This is a genomic window from Actinomadura meridiana (assembly GCF_039537545.1).
GTDB lineage: Bacteria > Actinomycetota > Actinomycetes > Streptosporangiales > Streptosporangiaceae > Spirillospora > Spirillospora meridiana.
Window position 1 is genome coordinate 93,799 of sequence record NZ_BAABAS010000027.1, and the last position, 14,307, is coordinate 108,105.

15 protein-coding genes are annotated in these 14,307 nt (G+C 73.7%); 11 read left to right on the forward strand and 4 right to left on the reverse strand.

What is annotated here, in order from left to right; genetic code table 11:
* Positions 1–37: 37 nt before the first annotated feature.
* Positions 38–1,516, reverse strand: coding sequence for an FUSC family protein (locus ABD808_RS34330; protein ID WP_344906201.1), 1,479 nt, complete (start codon positions 1,514–1,516; stop codon positions 38–40).
* Positions 1,517–1,576: 60 nt separating this feature from the next.
* Here ABD808_RS34330 and ABD808_RS34335 point away from each other — a divergent pair, with 60 nt between their 5' ends.
* Both ABD808_RS34335 and ABD808_RS34340 read left to right on the forward strand, forming a co-directional pair.
* On the forward strand, positions 1,577–2,071 hold the full coding sequence (locus ABD808_RS34335) for a MarR family winged helix-turn-helix transcriptional regulator (protein WP_344906323.1): 495 nt from the start codon (positions 1,577–1,579) through the stop codon (positions 2,069–2,071).
* Positions 2,072–2,152: 81 nt separating this feature from the next.
* Complete coding sequence (locus tag ABD808_RS34340; RefSeq protein WP_344906205.1) at positions 2,153–2,800, forward strand: TetR/AcrR family transcriptional regulator; 648 nt, start codon at positions 2,153–2,155, stop codon at positions 2,798–2,800.
* Here the strand turns inward: ABD808_RS34340 and ABD808_RS34345 are convergent.
* Genes ABD808_RS34345 through ABD808_RS34355 form a run of 3 tightly spaced genes read right to left on the reverse strand, consistent with a single transcriptional unit; the run spans position 2,795 to position 5,108 of the window.
* The gene (locus tag ABD808_RS34345) at positions 2,795–3,250 is read right to left on the reverse strand and encodes an NUDIX domain-containing protein (protein WP_344906208.1); all 456 of its coding nucleotides are present in this window, start codon (positions 3,248–3,250) and stop codon (positions 2,795–2,797) included. The genes ABD808_RS34340 and ABD808_RS34345 overlap by 6 nt on opposite strands.
* A complete protein-coding gene (locus tag ABD808_RS34350) occupies positions 3,247–3,885 on the reverse strand; it encodes a response regulator (RefSeq protein ID WP_344906211.1) in 639 nt (212 codons plus the stop codon). The genes ABD808_RS34345 and ABD808_RS34350 overlap by 4 nt, the downstream gene beginning before the upstream one ends.
* A complete protein-coding gene (locus ABD808_RS34355; RefSeq protein ID WP_344906214.1) occupies positions 3,873–5,108 on the reverse strand; it encodes a sensor histidine kinase in 1,236 nt (411 codons plus the stop codon). The genes ABD808_RS34350 and ABD808_RS34355 overlap by 13 nt, the downstream gene beginning before the upstream one ends.
* 173 nt (positions 5,109–5,281) lie before the next feature.
* Between ABD808_RS34355 and ABD808_RS34360 the strand changes: the two genes are divergently transcribed.
* The 9 genes from ABD808_RS34360 (at position 5,282) to ABD808_RS34400 (ending at position 14,306) form a co-directional block, all read left to right on the forward strand.
* A complete protein-coding gene (locus ABD808_RS34360; protein WP_425549012.1) occupies positions 5,282–6,031 on the forward strand; it encodes an ABC transporter ATP-binding protein in 750 nt (249 codons plus the stop codon).
* Entirely contained in the window at positions 6,028–8,466 is a 2,439-nt protein-coding gene (locus ABD808_RS34365) for an FtsX-like permease family protein (RefSeq protein WP_344906217.1), read from the forward strand. Before ABD808_RS34360 ends, ABD808_RS34365 begins: the two co-directional genes overlap by 4 nt.
* A gap of 29 nt (positions 8,467–8,495) precedes the next feature.
* Complete coding sequence (locus ABD808_RS34370; protein WP_344906220.1) at positions 8,496–8,663, forward strand: hypothetical protein; 168 nt, start codon at positions 8,496–8,498, stop codon at positions 8,661–8,663.
* Between the two features lie 75 nt (positions 8,664–8,738).
* Complete coding sequence (locus ABD808_RS34375) at positions 8,739–9,569, forward strand: DUF4253 domain-containing protein (protein WP_344906223.1); 831 nt, start codon at positions 8,739–8,741, stop codon at positions 9,567–9,569.
* 107 nt (positions 9,570–9,676) lie between these two features.
* The gene (locus ABD808_RS34380) at positions 9,677–10,591 is read left to right on the forward strand and encodes an STAS domain-containing protein (RefSeq protein WP_344906225.1); all 915 of its coding nucleotides are present in this window, start codon (positions 9,677–9,679) and stop codon (positions 10,589–10,591) included.
* On the forward strand, positions 10,591–10,980 hold the full coding sequence (locus ABD808_RS34385) for an STAS domain-containing protein (protein ID WP_344906228.1): 390 nt from the start codon (positions 10,591–10,593) through the stop codon (positions 10,978–10,980). The genes ABD808_RS34380 and ABD808_RS34385 overlap by 1 nt, the downstream gene beginning before the upstream one ends.
* Positions 10,977–11,417: an ATP-binding protein gene (locus tag ABD808_RS34390; RefSeq protein WP_344906230.1), complete on the forward strand. Its 441-nt coding sequence runs from the start codon at positions 10,977–10,979 to the stop codon at positions 11,415–11,417. Before ABD808_RS34385 ends, ABD808_RS34390 begins: the two co-directional genes overlap by 4 nt.
* Positions 11,405–12,526 (forward strand): ATP-binding protein, encoded by a 1,122-nt coding sequence (locus ABD808_RS34395; protein ID WP_344906233.1) that lies wholly within the window; start codon positions 11,405–11,407, stop codon positions 12,524–12,526. The genes ABD808_RS34390 and ABD808_RS34395 overlap by 13 nt, the downstream gene beginning before the upstream one ends.
* A gap of 4 nt (positions 12,527–12,530) precedes the next feature.
* A complete protein-coding gene (locus ABD808_RS34400; RefSeq protein ID WP_344906236.1) occupies positions 12,531–14,306 on the forward strand; it encodes an ATP-binding protein in 1,776 nt (591 codons plus the stop codon).
* Position 14,307 lies beyond the last annotated feature (1 nt).

A 14,307-nucleotide genomic window follows, 5' to 3' on the forward strand; every position in this document is an offset into this window, starting at 1 on the left:
ACTGGCTGAGCCATCGGGCCGCTGCAGGTCGGTCTGTTCACCGGGGGCCCGGTGGTGTGCTGAAGACGGTTGTGAGGTCCGTCAGCCGGTGGTTGATCTGCTCCAGGGCGGTTATCGCTGGCGTGCTGTCGGGGTCACGGGATGCGGAGGCCGTTGCTTGCCGAAGGTGCGCTTCCGGTCGGCGGCCGATCGTTTTGAGCGCTGCCAGGGCGTTGGCCGAGACGGCGACACCGAGGTCGGTCACACACGGAGGTAGGGGGCGGAGTTCAGGCAGTGCCTCGGTCAGTGTCCTCACCTCGGGGAGGCAGCCGCGGATCAGGTCGATGGCGTCGGCCTGGTGGGGGCGGCCGGGCGCCCATCGGGATTCCAGCGTCCGGCGGGCGCGCAGCGGGCGGGCGATCTGCTCCAACTGCCCTACCGCGTGTTCGAATCCGCGCTGGCGCCGCCACAGCTCGTCCTTCTCAACTCCCGCGCTGTCGCAGGCGGCGGCCAGCACACCCCCCAGGGCCGCCACCGCGTCGGCGGCGCGTCGCCGCAGTACCTGGCCGGTCCTGATGGGCAGCACCAGCCAGGAGGCGGCGAGACCGAGCGCTCCTCCCACGGCTATTCCGGCCAGGCGAGTGCGCAACAAGTCGCCCGGGGGCTCCCCGAACCAGTCGTACAGCAGGGACAGGCCCGCGGTGACGCCACCGGCCCAGTAGACGTAGCTGGCTTCTCGTAGCCAGGCCGCCACCGCGAGAACCACGAAGATCACTACGACGGCGCCATCGGCGTGCGGGGCGAACGACCCGGCGATCAGAGCCGCCGCGAGGGTGCCGACGCCCGCGCCCAGGGTGCGCAGCAGGCTCTTGAGCAGCACATCACCTCGACCGCGAGCGCCGCTGCACACGATGAACGCGGTGAGCACCGGCCACGCCCAGTGCTGTGGCCACAGCGTGCGTCCGACCACGAACGCCGCCGCCAGCGCGGTACCCATCTGCAACGCCAGTCGAGTGGAGGGCGAGAGGCGCCGCGCGCCGGGCCGGACGGGAGGCACGGTCGTCCGGGTGGGGATGTCACCGAAGCCAGCTTGCGCGGCGAGCAACTGGAGTACGGTGACCCACGCGCAGGCCACCAGGGCGATCACCGCCGACCACAGGGCGCCATGCCAGGTGACCATCGCGGCGGCCTGGCCGTGGACGACCAGGATGGCGACGAAGGGCAGGACCATCAGGGTGCCCGCGCGGACGGCACGGGAACCGAACCGGCGCACCCAGATGGACGCGGCGATCACGACCACGAACAGGGTGTCGCCGACGGCTGGGTGGACGGCCATGAGCCACTGCGCGCCGGTCGCCGCCATCGCGGTGGCGGGCAGGACCGCGAAGCCGATCAGCCGGTCAAGTCGGTCGACCCGGCGCTGCACGCGGGCGGCCGACAGCGCCAGGACGACCGCCTGGACGACGACGTCGACGTGCAGGTGCGCGCGGCGCTCGATCGCCAGGGCCGAGGCGTAGGTGGCCAGCACCGCGCACATGGCGATCAACCTCGCGCGCAGATGCCCGAACCCGGGATCGAACCACCGCGAACCTCGTCCATGGGTAGTTCCTATTCAGCGTTCCAGCTGCAAACGGCCGCCGAGGTCCGCCAAGGGGTGATCGGCCTGTCACGGCGATTGCGCGCGCAGCGTTCGGCCCAATCTCTGAGCGTCAGCAAGCTCAGCGTGCTCGGCAGGCTGAACCGGTCGGGTCCGGCGACCGCCGGTGAGCTGGCCGCCGCCGAGCACCGGCTCCCGCAGACCCTGACCAGGGTGTTCGCCGAGCTGGAGAGCGAGGGCCTGATCTCGCGGAACCGCGGTCCCCGGGACGGAAGGCAGGCGGTGGTCGCCATCACCGAGGCCGGGCGGCAGTCCCTGGCCCGCGAGGTCGCGCAGTGGGACGCCTGGCTGGCTTCCGCGATCGCCGAGTTCAGCGAGGTCGAGCAGGAGGTCCTACGGCTGGGAGCGCAGCTGCTCAACCGCCTGGCGAGCGACGAGCCCGCCGCGTCGACGACCGACGGCACCGCCGACCACCCGTCCGACCCCGACCTGTGAGGAGCCGCACGGGCCTCCCATACGACGTTCGAGTCGCCGGATCGTCGATCTGGTACTCGGCCAAGGTACTAGCCTGGGTGGGTGACCGAGAGTGTGTGGCTGCGTGAGGAGCGTTCCCGCCGGGGCGCGCCGCCTCTGACCCGTGAGCGGATCGTCGCCGAGGCGGTGGCGCTGCTGGACGAGGAGGGCATCGGGCGGCTCACGATGCGGCGGCTCGCCGAGCGCCTGAACACCGGGTCCACAACGCTGTACTGGCATGTCGACACCAAGGACGACGTGCTGGAGCTGGCTCTCGACGCCGTGTTCGGGGACGTCCCGATCCCCGACGACGGTGCGGACTGGCGCGGCGCCGTGGTCGCGTTGATGTCGGGGTGGCGGCGCGCGATGCTCGACCATCCCTGGTCGGCGGCGGTTCTCGGCGGACGGCCGTTGCTCGGGCCCAACGTCCTGGCCCGCACCGACGCCCTGTACGCGGCGCTGGCCGCCACGGGCGTGACCGGTCCTCGGCTCGCCGCCGCCGCGTACGCGGTCGCGAACTACGTCATCGGATCGGCGCTCACGCAGATCGGCGCGCGGGACGGCGCCGAACACGCCGTCGAGGAGTACCTCGCCCGCAACCGCGATCGCTATCCGGCGCTCGCTGAGCACGGACACCTACCCGGCGACGGGTGGGACGCCGCGTTCGCGCAGGGCTTGGACTACCTCCTCGCCGGCATGGCGCCGCTATGAGAGCAGGCCGGAAAGGTCGGTCGCGTGGTCCTGGAGGAAGCCGGTGAGCATCTCGGGGATCAGCGCGATGGACGTGAGCGCGGCGGGCGTGCACGGGAAGCGGTCGACGTCGTAGCGGCCGTTGGCGGGGTCGTCGAACTCGGGGCCGTGCCTGCGGGACAGGTCCATCGCGAGCAGGCGGCACACGTAGAACGTGGTGACGCGGTGCAGGTCGGGCCGCAGTTCGGCGCAGGCGAACACCTGGCGGACGGGCCCGGCGGTGGCGCCGAGTTCCTCGTCGAGTTCGCGGCGCAGCGCCGCCTCGGGCGTCCCGTCCGTGGGTTCGATCTTGCCGCCGGGGGTCGTCCAGTAGACGGGCCGGTCATCGCGCGTGCGGCGGAGCAGGACGAGCGCGTCACCGTCCAGCAGGAGGGCCCGGACCGCACGCCTGATCGGTGGCTGTTCGGTCATGAGTTGAGGTAGGCGAGGACGGCCAGGACGCGGCGGTGTCCGCTGTCGGTGGGCGGGAGGTCGAGTTTGGCGAACACGGCGCCGATGTGCTTGCTGACGGACCTCTCCGTGATGACGAGGGTGGTGGCGATCATGGCGTTGTCGAGGCCCTGCGCCATCAGGCCGAGGACCTCGCGCTCGCGGGGCGTGAGGGCCTGGAGCGGGTTCTGCCGGGACGACATCAGCTGCGAGACGACCTCCGGGTCGAGCGCGGTGCCGCCCGCGGCGACGCGGTTCAGCGCGTCCAGGAACTCGTCGACGCGGCTGACCCGGTCCTTGAGCAGGTAGCCGACGCCCTCGGCGCCGCCCGCGAGCAGCTCGGCGGCGTAGGTCTCCTCGACGTACTGGGACAGCACGAGCACCGGCAGCCCCGGCAGCCGCTTGCGGGCCTGGACGGCGGCGCGCAGGCCCTCGTCCCGGAACCCGGGTGGCAGCCGGACGTCGAGGACGGCGACGTCCGGACGGTGCTCCAGCAGCGCGGGCAGCACGTCGGGGCCGCTGTCGGCGACGGCGACGATCTCGTGGCCGTCGGAGCCGAGCAGCATGATCAGCCCCTCCCGGAGCAGCACGTTGTCCTCGGCGATCACGATCCGCACGGCAGGTCCACTTCGAGCGTCGTCCCTTCCCCGTCGGGGCTGTGGATGCGGGTCGTCCCGTCGAGCGCGGCGACCCGGCGGCGGATGCCGGACAGGCCGCTGCCGCGACCGGGGTCGGCGCCGCCCTTGCCATCATCCCGCACGGTGACCGCGAGCCGGGCGGGTTCGCGGCGGACCACGACCCAGCCGTGCCGGGCGCCGCTGTGGCGGGCGATGTTGGTGAGCGCCTCGGCGACGACGAAGTAGGCGGCGGCCTCGACGGCGGCGGGCGCCCGCCGGTCGACCCGGACGTCCGTCTCGACGGGGATCGGCTGCGCGGCGGCGAGCGCGTTGAGCGCCCCGGCGAGGCCCCGGTCCGACAGGATCGGCGGGTAGATGCCGCGGATCACGGTCCGGAGCTGGGTGAGGGCCTCCTCGATGCCCTCCCTCGCCTCCAGGAACAGGGTGCGGGCCGCGTCCGGGTCGGCGGTGAAGCGGCGGTCGGCGAGGCCGAGCCGGAGCGCGGCGGCGACGAGCTGGGCCTGTGTCCCGTCGTGCAGGTCGCGTTCGATGCGGCGCAGCTCGGCGCCGTGCGCCTCCAGTGCCTCGGCGCGGGTCTCGGTGAGCTCCTCGACCCGTTCGGACAGGCTGGTCCCACGGGTCGGGCCGAGCAGCCGCTCGGCGAACCGCGCCTGCCAGCGCGCGAACCTCGGCACCAGCCACAACAGGAGGAACAGGTCGAACGCGCCCTGGACGAACGGCATCGTCAGCGCCTTCGGCCAGCTGTCCAGGACGATGAACGCCGACGTGGACCCGTCCGGCGCGGCCCACCACCACAGCGGCAACGACAGCGTGTACGGGATCGCGGGCCACAGCCCGACGGCGAACACACCCGCTATCAGCCCGGTGAACCCGTGTCCGACCATCCACGCGATGTCGCGCCATGTGTCCGGTGCGCGGACGAGGCGGCGCGCCTCGTCCAGTCCCTGCCCGCGCGACGGCCGGTACGGCTCGGGGATCTCGCGGCCGAGGACGCGGCCCGCGCGGCGCCGTTCGGCGTTCGCGAGCGCCCGGAGCGGCCGCACCGCCGTCGGAAGCCACGGCAGCGCGATGACGATCAGCACCAGGAAGGCCGCCAGCGGGACGAGGCCGAACAGCGCGGGCACGGCCGTGACCAGGCCGCCCGCGACCTGCCGGGTCGCCCGCGCGCTGCGGCGTACCGCCTGTCCGATGTCGCTGCTCATGTCACCTCGTTGCACACCGTAAGCGACGCCGGAGCGCCGCGCACACAGGGCGGGCACCCCGGTCCGTGGTGTAGCCCGCTACACCACGGATTCGGGAGCGCGCGCCCATGTGCTCAGGCCCTCCGAATTCTAGGTTCGAGCAGGTGAGAGGCGGCATCCCACGGAGGGGACCCATGACGACGATGACGGCCGAGACCGCGACCCGCACCGCCGGGCCGGGCGCGGCGGTGACGCTGGACGCGGTCACCAGGACCTACGGGGAGGTCCGGGCGCTGGACGGCGTCTCCTGGACGTTCCCACGCGGCACGTTCACGGCGGTGATGGGGCCGTCCGGATCGGGCAAGAGCACGTTCCTGCACTGCGCGTCGGGGCTGGACCGTCCGACGAGCGGCACCGTCCGGATCGGCGGCACCGACCTCGGCCAGCTGAGCGAGGCCAAGCGGACACGGCTGCGCCGCGAGCGCATCGGGTTCGTGTTCCAGGCGTTCAACCTGGTGCCGTCCATGGACGTCGAGCAGAACATCACGCTCCCGTTGCAGCTCGGCGGTGTGGAGCCTGACCGGGCCTGGCTGGACGAGGTCGTCCGGCGCGTCGGGCTGGCGGAGCGGCTGCGGCACCGTCCGTCGGAGCTGTCGGGCGGTCAGCAGCAGCGGGCGGCGCTCGCCCGCGCGCTCGTGACCCGTCCCGAGGTCGTCTTCGCGGACGAGCCGACCGGCGCGCTCGACCCCCGCACGGCCCGCGACGTCCTGCGGCTGCTGCGCGAGGCCGTCGACCAGACCGGGCAGACGGTCGTGCTGGTCACCCACGACCCGGTGGCCGCCGCGTGGGCCGACCGCGTCGTGTTCCTCAGCCGTGGCCGCATCGTGGACGAACTCGTCGCCCCCACGGTCTCCACCGTCATGGGCCGCTGGGAGTCGCTGTGAAGCAGAACAAGGGCATCTTCGCCGGGATCTTCGTGGCGCTGGCGTTCGCGGCCACGCTGGTGGGCGCGTGCGGCGTGCTGCTGGAGTCGGGGCTGCGGGCGCACGCGCCGGTCGAGCGGTACGGCGCGGCGGCGGCCGTCGTGACGGGGCCGCGGAGCGTCGAGAACTGGGTGAAGCCGTGGGGGTCGGAGCCGGAGAAGCAGACCCGTCCACTTACCGAGCCCGCCCGGGTGCCGCTGGCGGCCGCCGCGAAGCTGCGGGCCGTGGACGGCGTCCAGAACGTCGTCCCGGACGTGTCGTTCCCCGTCGTCCTGTCCTCCGGCCAGGCGGTGACGGGCCACGGCTGGCAGTCGGCGGCGCTGCGCCCCTACAAGCTGACCGCGGGCCACGCCCCGCAGGCACCGGACGAGGTCGTGCTGAGCAGCGGCACTGGCGTAAAGCCTGGGGCGACAGTCCAGGTGCAGGCGGACGGCAAGCCCCGCCCCTACCGCGTTGCGGGCCTCGTCGAGGCGGGCCCCAGCGCGGCGTTCTTCACGACCGCGACGGCGACGGCCCTCTACGGGCATCCCGGCAAGGCCGACGCGCTGGCGGTGCTCGGCAAAGCGGATCTCGACAAGGACGCGCTCAGCGCCGCCGCCCCCGGCCTGTCCGTCGCGACCGGCGCGGAGCGCGGTGACGCCGAGGATCTCGCCGTCGCCGCCGCCCGTCCCGACATCGTGGAGATCGCCGGTTCGTTCGGCGGTATCGCGATCATGACGGCGCTGGTGATCGTCGGCGGGCTGATCGTGCTGTCGGTACGGGAGCGGGCCCGCGAGTTCGCGCTGCTCCGCGCGGTCGGCGCGACACCCGGCCAGGTGCGGGGACGGCTCGTCCGCGAGACGGCGCGGATCGGCGTGCCGGCCGCGCTCGCCGGTGGCGTCCTCGGGCTGGGGCTCGGCGCGGCGATGCACGCCGCGATGCGCCACGAGGGCGTCCTGCCGGACGGTTTCGGGCTGTCGCTCAGCCCGCTCCCGGCGCTCGCCGCGGTCGCGGTGACGCTGCTCGCCGCCGTCGGGACCGCGTTCCTCGCCGCGCTGCGGGTGTCGCGGATCCGTCCGGTGGAGGCGCTCGGGGAGGCGGCCGTCGAGCGCGCCGCGCTGCCCCGCTGGCGCGTCGTCACCGGCGTCGGGTTCCTCGTCGTCGGCCTGAACGCGCTCGGCGTCGCGGCGGTGACGACCGGGCCGACCGCCGCAGCGTCGATCGGCGGTCTCGTCATGGCGCTGATCACCGCGATGGCGCTGCTCGGGCCGCTGGTGGCGCGGATCGGGAACCGGGTGCTGGGCCGCGCCGCCCGAGCGGTGTCGCCGGTGTCCGGACGGATGGCGCAGCACACGGCGGGAGCCGCGGCCGTGCGCGCCGGGTCGCTCATCACGCCGGTCGCGCTGGCCGTGGCGTTCGCGGGCGTCCAACTGTTCGCGCAGACGACGGTCGCGCACGCGACTCGGACGCAGGCGCACGCCGGTGACCGCGCCGACCGGGTCATCGTGGCGGACGGCCCCGGGCTCCCCCGCGACGTCGCCGACGCGGCCCGCCGCGCCCCGGGCGTCACCGCCGCGACCCCCGTCAAGAGCACCACCGTGGTCATGCCCGTCAAGGAGCTGGGCGAGCAGAACCTGCGGTCGCTGAACGCCCGCGGGATCGGCGCGGACGCCGCCGCGACCATGGACCCGAAGGTGACGTCCGGCCGCCTCGGCGACCTGCGCGGGACCACCGTCGCGCTCAGCCGGGACGTGGCTGGCGGCCTGCACGTCGGGTCCACGGCGCGGCTGTGGCTCGGCGACGGGACGAAGGTCGAGGCCAAGGTCGTCGCCGTGTACGAGCGGGGCCTCGGCTTCGGGGACGTCCTGCTCCCCCACGACCTGGTGGCGGCGCACGGGGCCTCTCCACTCGACGACCACGTGCTCGTCCGGGGCGACACCTCGAACCTGCGGGCCGTCACCGCCGCCTACGCCGGAACCCGGGTGATCACGCCGGACGCCTTCGGCGCGAGCCTTTCGCAGGAGATCCGGCTCCAGGGGTTCGTCAACCTCGTGGTGGTCGGCGCGATCACGGGCTTCATCCTGATCGGCCTCGTCACGACGCTGGCGGTCGCGACGGCGGCGCGGCGACGCGAGTTCGCGCTGCTGCGACTGGTCGGCGCGACCCGCGGCCAGGTGCTGCGGATGCTCCGGCTGGAGGCCGCGATCGTGCTCGGCACCGGCATCGCCGCCGGGACGCTGATCGTCGCGGTCACGCTGCCGGTGTTCGCGACGGCGGTCACCGGGCTGCCGCTGCCGTCGATCTCTCCGGTGTCGTGCGCGGTGATCCTCGCCGCCGTGGTGGGGTCCGGCGGCGCCGCGATCCTGCTGCCGGCACGGGCCGTCCTGCGTCGCCGCACCTCCCCCACGCTCTCCTGACCTGCACCTACCTCCGAAAGGCATGAACCATGAGCAACCAGACCCGATGGACCCTGGTCGGCGTCCTCATCGCCGTGAACGTCGGCGTCAACACCATCCTGGGCGACGGCTGGCTGGGGATCGCGGCCAGCGCCGCGACCGGAGTCGGCGTCATCGCGCTACTGATCGACTATCTGGTGCGTGGCCGGGAGGGCTGACTACCCGACACGCGGGGGCCGGACGCCGTTACCATCTCGATCCTGTTGGGATGCTCTGTACCGGAACGGCGTGAGATGGATGATGTGGAGGTCCGGCACCTGCCGGGCGACCTGCCGCGGCTGTTCGGCCCGCCGGGGCCAGCCGAGCGGACGCTGTCGACGTCACTGCCCGCGGGCGACCTGGTCTGGCCCGACCCGGGGTATCCGCAGCGGAGCCAGGTCCTGCGCCCCGCGTTCTGGCTGAGCGAGGAGCCCGCCCCCGGCGGCCTGTGGGCGGGCCTTCGCGCCGAGCACGACCGGTCGGGCCTGTGGCCGCTGCTGATGGACGAGACCGACCAGCCGTGGGCGTCCGGCCAGATCGCCCCCGAGCCGGTCGCGGAGGTCGAGAACTACGTCCCGCAGGCGTTCATGTCCGAGGTGTGGTCGGACTGGGCCGAGCAGGCCGCCACCGAGGACCTGGACGACCTGGCCCCGTTCGGGCGGCACTGCCCGGGGCTCGCACCGCCCGGCGTCCCCCTCGACGACCCGGACGCCATGGCGGACCGGTGCTCCCGCGCCCTCGCCGCCCGCGGCCTCTCGCTGGGCCTCGTCCCTGTGGAGCGCGGCGCCGACGCGCTGGCCGCCGTCGGCTGGCAGGGGGCCCTCAACCACAACGAGTGGACGGCGCCGCTGTCGGCCGTCCTGCGGGGCTGGGAGGACCGCTTCGGCGCCCGCGTCGTCGCCCTCGGGTTCAACACGCTGGAACTCAGCGTCGCGGCGCCGCCGGTCACGACCCGGCACGCCGTCCAGGTCGCCGCCGAACACTGGGCCTTCTGCCCCGACATCCTGTTCCAGGGCCCCGGCACCCTCGCCGGGTACGCCGAGGAGATCCGCGGCAAGACCAACTGGTCCTTCTGGTGGGACTAACCCACAAAAGGTCACCGCGGAACCGAAGCCAAAAAGGCGGTCATCCCACGTAAACGTCCAGGTCATACCGGGTGGTCTGCACCGTATGGGGGGTTACGGTTGGGCGGGTGAGCACCGGGTGGCGCGGCAGGGATGGGGGCGCGGCCATGGCCGACGGCTCGGACGAGACACCGATCACCGCGCTCCTGCGATCCAGACGGGAGCCGATCCTGGACCGGTGGATCGGGCTGGTGAGCGAGGCCGTCCGCGGCCGGATCACCGAGGGCGAGATCCGCCTGGAACTGACCGAGCTGTACGACCTGGTCGAACAGGCATTCAGCGCCGACGGCACCGCCGCGGGCGAACTGCGCGCGGCGCTGTCGGAGATCTCCCGCAGCCGCGCCCGGCAGGGCTTCAGCCCGAAGGAGACGGCGGTCAGCGTGTTCGCGCTGAAGAAGGCCATGTACGAACAGGTCCGCGCCTCCCAGGATCAGGGGGCGTTCGGCGCGCTCCTCGACTTCACGTCCTTCGTCGACGAACTCGGCCTCGTGACGTTCGAGACCTACGCCGCCGCCCGCGAACAGATCATCGCCGACCAGGCCGAGCAGCTGCTCGAACTGTCCACTCCCGTGGTCAAGCTGTGGGAGGACGTCGTCGCGGTGCCGCTGGTCGGCACGCTCGACTCGGCCCGCACCCAGGTCGTGCTGGAGACCCTGCTCCAGACGCTCGTGGACACCGGCTCCCGGTTCGCGGTCATCGACATCACCGGCGTCCCCGCCGTGGACACCGAGGTCGCCCAGCACCTGATGAAGGCGGTACTGGCGGCCCGGCTGATGGGCACGCACTGCGTGATCTCCGGGATCCGGCCGCAGATCGCGCAGACGATCGTGGCGCTCGGCATCGAGTTCGGCGACATCGTGACCAAGGCGACCATGGCCGACGCCCTGTCCTACGTCCTCGAACGCTGCGGCCGCCGCGTCGTCCCCAGTGCGGACTCTGGGGGGACGACCCCCCACACCCCCCGGAAGAGCGGGGAGGGCTGATGGAACGGGTGCCGATTCTCAAGATCGGGGACGTCCTGCTCGTGTCGATCCAGGTCGACTTGCAGGACCAGACGGTCCTGGCACTCCAGGAGGACCTCGCCGCGCGGATCGTCGCGACCGGCGCCCACGGCGTGATCATCGACATCACGGCCGTGGACATCGTCGACTCGTTCATCGGCCGCATGTTCGCCACCATCGCGTCCATGTCGCGGCTCATGGACGCCGAGACGGTCGTGGTCGGGATGCGTCCGGCGGTCGCGATCACGCTGGTGGAGCTGGGGCTGTCGCTCGGCGGCGTGCGCACCGCGCTGGACCTGGAGGAGGGCATGCGGCTGCTCGGCACCCGGGTCGCGGCCGCCCGTCCCACCCACCCGGCGGGCACCCCATGACGTCCCCGCCCGGCGAGGGGGCGCCCACCGAGCGGGCACCGGGCGAGGAGGTGCCGATCGCGTCCAACGACGACGTGGTCCGCGTCCGGCAGGTGGTGCGCGCAGCGGCCGCCGCCGCCGGACTGTCGCTGGTCGACCAGACCAAGATCGTCACGGCCGCGAGCGAGCTGGCGCGCAACACCTACGCGCACGGCGGCGGCGGCACGATGCGGGTCGAACGGGCCGTCGGCGACCGCGGCCGGACGGGCGTCCGGATCGTCTTCGCCGACGAGGGCCCCGGCATCGCCGACATCGAGCAGGCGCTCAGCGAGGGCTGGACGAGCGGGACGGGCCTCGGCCTCGGCCTGTCGGGCGCGCGGCGGCTGAGCGACGAGTTCAGCCTGTGCAGCGAGACGGGCCGGGGCACCACGGTGACGGTGGCCAAATGGACCCGCTGACCGGCGGATGGACGACCAGCCCGCTGGCCGGGGACTCGCTGCGGGTGCGGGTGGAGGAGCCCAGCGCGGCCGCCGGGGTGCGGCGGCGGATCACCGTGCTCGCCGAGCGGCTCGGGTTCGGCGGGGAACGCCTCGGCCAGGTGCAGCTCGCGGCGACGGAGGCGGCCACGAACCTCGCCGCGCACGCGCGCGAAGGCGAGATGCTGCTGCGGATCGTGCGGGACGGCGGCGGCCCCGCCCTGGAGTTCGTCTGCGTCGACCGGGGCCCCGGCATCGCCGACGTGCCGGTGTCGCGGACGGACGGCTACTCGACCGGCGGCACCCTCGGCCTCGGGCTCGGCTCGATCGAGCGGCTGGCCGACCGCAGCGGCCTGTACTCGCGGCCGCGGGTCGGGACCGTCCTGTACGCGCGGTTCCGGCCGCCGGGCTCGCCGTCCGCGCCGGGGCCGCCGATGGCGGGCCTCGCGGTCCCGATCGACGGCGAGGACGAGTGCGGCGACGCCTACACGGCCTGGGAGACGGGCGACACGGCGGACGGACGCACCGTCTACGCGATGCTCTGCGACGGCCTCGGACACGGCCCGCTGGCGGCACGGGCGGCGTGGGCCGCGATCGGCGCCGCGCACGAGACGCCGTCGCCGTCCCGTCCCGCCGACGTCCTGCGGCACGCGCACCGGCGGATGGCCGCCACCCGGGGCGGCGCCGTCGCCGTCGCCGCCGTGGAGCCCGCCGCCCGGCGGGTGCGGTTCGCCGGGATCGGGAACGTCGCGGCGTGGATCGTCGGGCCGGAGCGTCGACACGGCATGATCTCCGTCCCGGGGATCGCGGGCGCCCACACCGAGCGGATCCGCGAGCACGCCTACCCGCTGCCGCCGGGCGCGGTGGTGGTCCTGCACTCCGACGGCCTCACCAGCCGGTGGCGGCTCACCGACCAGCCGGGGCTGCTGGGCCGCGACCCGCTGCTGATCGCCGCCGCCCTGCTGCGCGACGCCGGGATCCGCCACGACGACCGCTCCGTGCTCGCCGTCACGACATCTGCTGCTACGGCGTCCGACGTCACGAGGTCCGATGACACGGCGTCCGACGTCACGAGGTTCGGCGGGGGGTGAGCCGATGACCGGGGACCCGTCCGGCGAGCTGCTGCGGACCGAGATCGTCGACGAGGAGGGCGTCTTCGCCGTCCGGCGGCTGGGCCGCCGCGTCGCCGCCGAGGTGGGCCTCGAACACCAGGACCAGGTGCGGGTCGCCACCGCGCTCAGCGAGGCCGGACGGGAACTGTACGCCTGCTCGGGACGGGTCACGGTCGCGTTCCACCTCGACCGCGGGCACCGCCCCGCACTGGTGATCGAACTGGACCTGGTGCCCCGGACCAGCATGGACGGGGCCCGCGAGTGCGAGGCCGCCGTCTCGCGCCTGCTGACCCTGGTCGAGCAGGAGCGCACCGGCGACGGCATGCGCGTCCGGCTCCGCAAGGACCTGCCCGCGGGCGCCGAACCGCCCGGCGACGCCGACCTGGACGACCTGCGCGCCCGCCTCGGACGTCTGCGTCCCGTCCGCGCGCTGGAGGAGCTGCGGACGCAGAACGCCGAGCTGATGGCCGCGCTCGCCGACCTCCAACGGCAGCGCGAGGAACTGCGGTCCCTCAACACCGAGCTGGAGGCGACGAACCAGGGCGTCATGGCGCTCTACAACGAGATCTCCGCGGAGCTGGAGCAGACCAACCGGGGCGTCGTGGCGCTGTACGCCGAGCTGGAGGAGAAGTCCGACCAGCTCCGGGAGGCGGGCGAGGCGAAGAACCGGTTCTGGGCCGCCGTCAGCCACGAGCTGCGCACGCCCGTCAACGGCGTGATCGGGCTCGTCCGGCTGCTGCTCGACCCGGCCGCCGACCCCCTCACCGACGAGCAGCGCCAGCAGCTCACCCTGATCGGAGACACCGGCGAGACCCTGCTGACGCTGGTCAACGAGCTCCTCGACATGGCGAAGGCCGAACGCGGCGCGCTGGAGCCACGCCTGGAGGCGGTGGAGGTCCCCGCGCTGCTGGCGGAGCTGTCGGAGCTGCTGACCCCGATCGCGGACCAGGCCGGGCTGGCGCTCACCGTGAACGCCGCCACCGCGCCGCCCATCATCGTCACCGACCTGGAGATGCTCTCCCGCATCCTGCGGAACCTGATCGGCAACGGGCTGAAGTTCACCGCGTCGGGCGAGGTCAACGTCACGGCACGGTCCGGGCCTGCCTCTCGTGAGGGGACGACCCCCCACGCCCCCCGGAACGAACCGGAGTGCGTCGAGTTCGTCGTCTCCGACACAGGGCCCGGCATCGCGCCCGCCGACCTCGCCCGCGTCTTCGAGGAGTTCTTCCGGGCGCCGGGCGGGAAGGCGGGCGGCACGGGCCTCGGCCTGCCCTACGCGCGCCGCCTCGCCGGGGCGCTCGGCGGCGACCTGCACCTGCACAGCGTCGTGGGCGAGGGCACGACGGTGACGCTGCGGCTGCCGCCGTGCGCGAGCCTCGCCGACCTCCGGCTCCGCCACGTGCTGATCGCCGACGACGATGACGCGTTCCGCCGCGTCCTGCGCGGGCTGGTGGAGGACTCCGCCGGACGGGTCACCGAGACCGCCGACGGGCACGCCGCCCTGGCCGTCGCCGAGGCCGACCCGCCCGACCTCGTCCTGCTCGACCTGCGGATGCCGGGGATGGGCGGCTACGACGTCCTCGACCGGCTGCCCCCGGACATGCCGGTCGTGCTGGTCACCTCGTCGGACGTCCCGGCCCGTCCCTATCCGGAGGGCCCCGGCGCACGCGCGGGCGCCGTGCTCAGCAAGGACCTCATCGGCCCGGAGACGCTCGCCGACGCGGCGCGCAGGGCCCGCGACGTGGCGGACGGGAGGTGAC

Coding starts and splice junctions, on each gene's coding strand:
- ABD808_RS34330 (WP_344906201.1), bottom strand. CDS start 1,516: ATGTGCGCGGTGCTGGCCACCTACGCCTCGGCCCTGGCGATCGAGCGC.
- ABD808_RS34335 (WP_344906323.1), top strand. CDS start 1,577: ATGGGTAGTTCCTATTCAGCGTTCCAGCTGCAAACGGCCGCCGAGGTC.
- ABD808_RS34345 (WP_344906208.1), bottom strand. CDS start 3,250: ATGACCGAACAGCCACCGATCAGGCGTGCGGTCCGGGCCCTCCTGCTG.
- ABD808_RS34355 (WP_344906214.1), bottom strand. CDS start 5,108: ATGAGCAGCGACATCGGACAGGCGGTACGCCGCAGCGCGCGGGCGACC.
- ABD808_RS34360 (WP_425549012.1), top strand. CDS start 5,282: ATGACGACGATGACGGCCGAGACCGCGACCCGCACCGCCGGGCCGGGC.
- ABD808_RS34370 (WP_344906220.1), top strand. CDS start 8,496: ATGAGCAACCAGACCCGATGGACCCTGGTCGGCGTCCTCATCGCCGTG.
- ABD808_RS34375 (WP_344906223.1), top strand. CDS start 8,739: ATGGATGATGTGGAGGTCCGGCACCTGCCGGGCGACCTGCCGCGGCTG.
- ABD808_RS34385 (WP_344906228.1), top strand. CDS start 10,591: ATGGAACGGGTGCCGATTCTCAAGATCGGGGACGTCCTGCTCGTGTCG.
- ABD808_RS34390 (WP_344906230.1), top strand. CDS start 10,977: ATGACGTCCCCGCCCGGCGAGGGGGCGCCCACCGAGCGGGCACCGGGC.
- ABD808_RS34395 (WP_344906233.1), top strand. CDS start 11,405: ATGGACCCGCTGACCGGCGGATGGACGACCAGCCCGCTGGCCGGGGAC.
- ABD808_RS34400 (WP_344906236.1), top strand. CDS start 12,531: ATGACCGGGGACCCGTCCGGCGAGCTGCTGCGGACCGAGATCGTCGAC.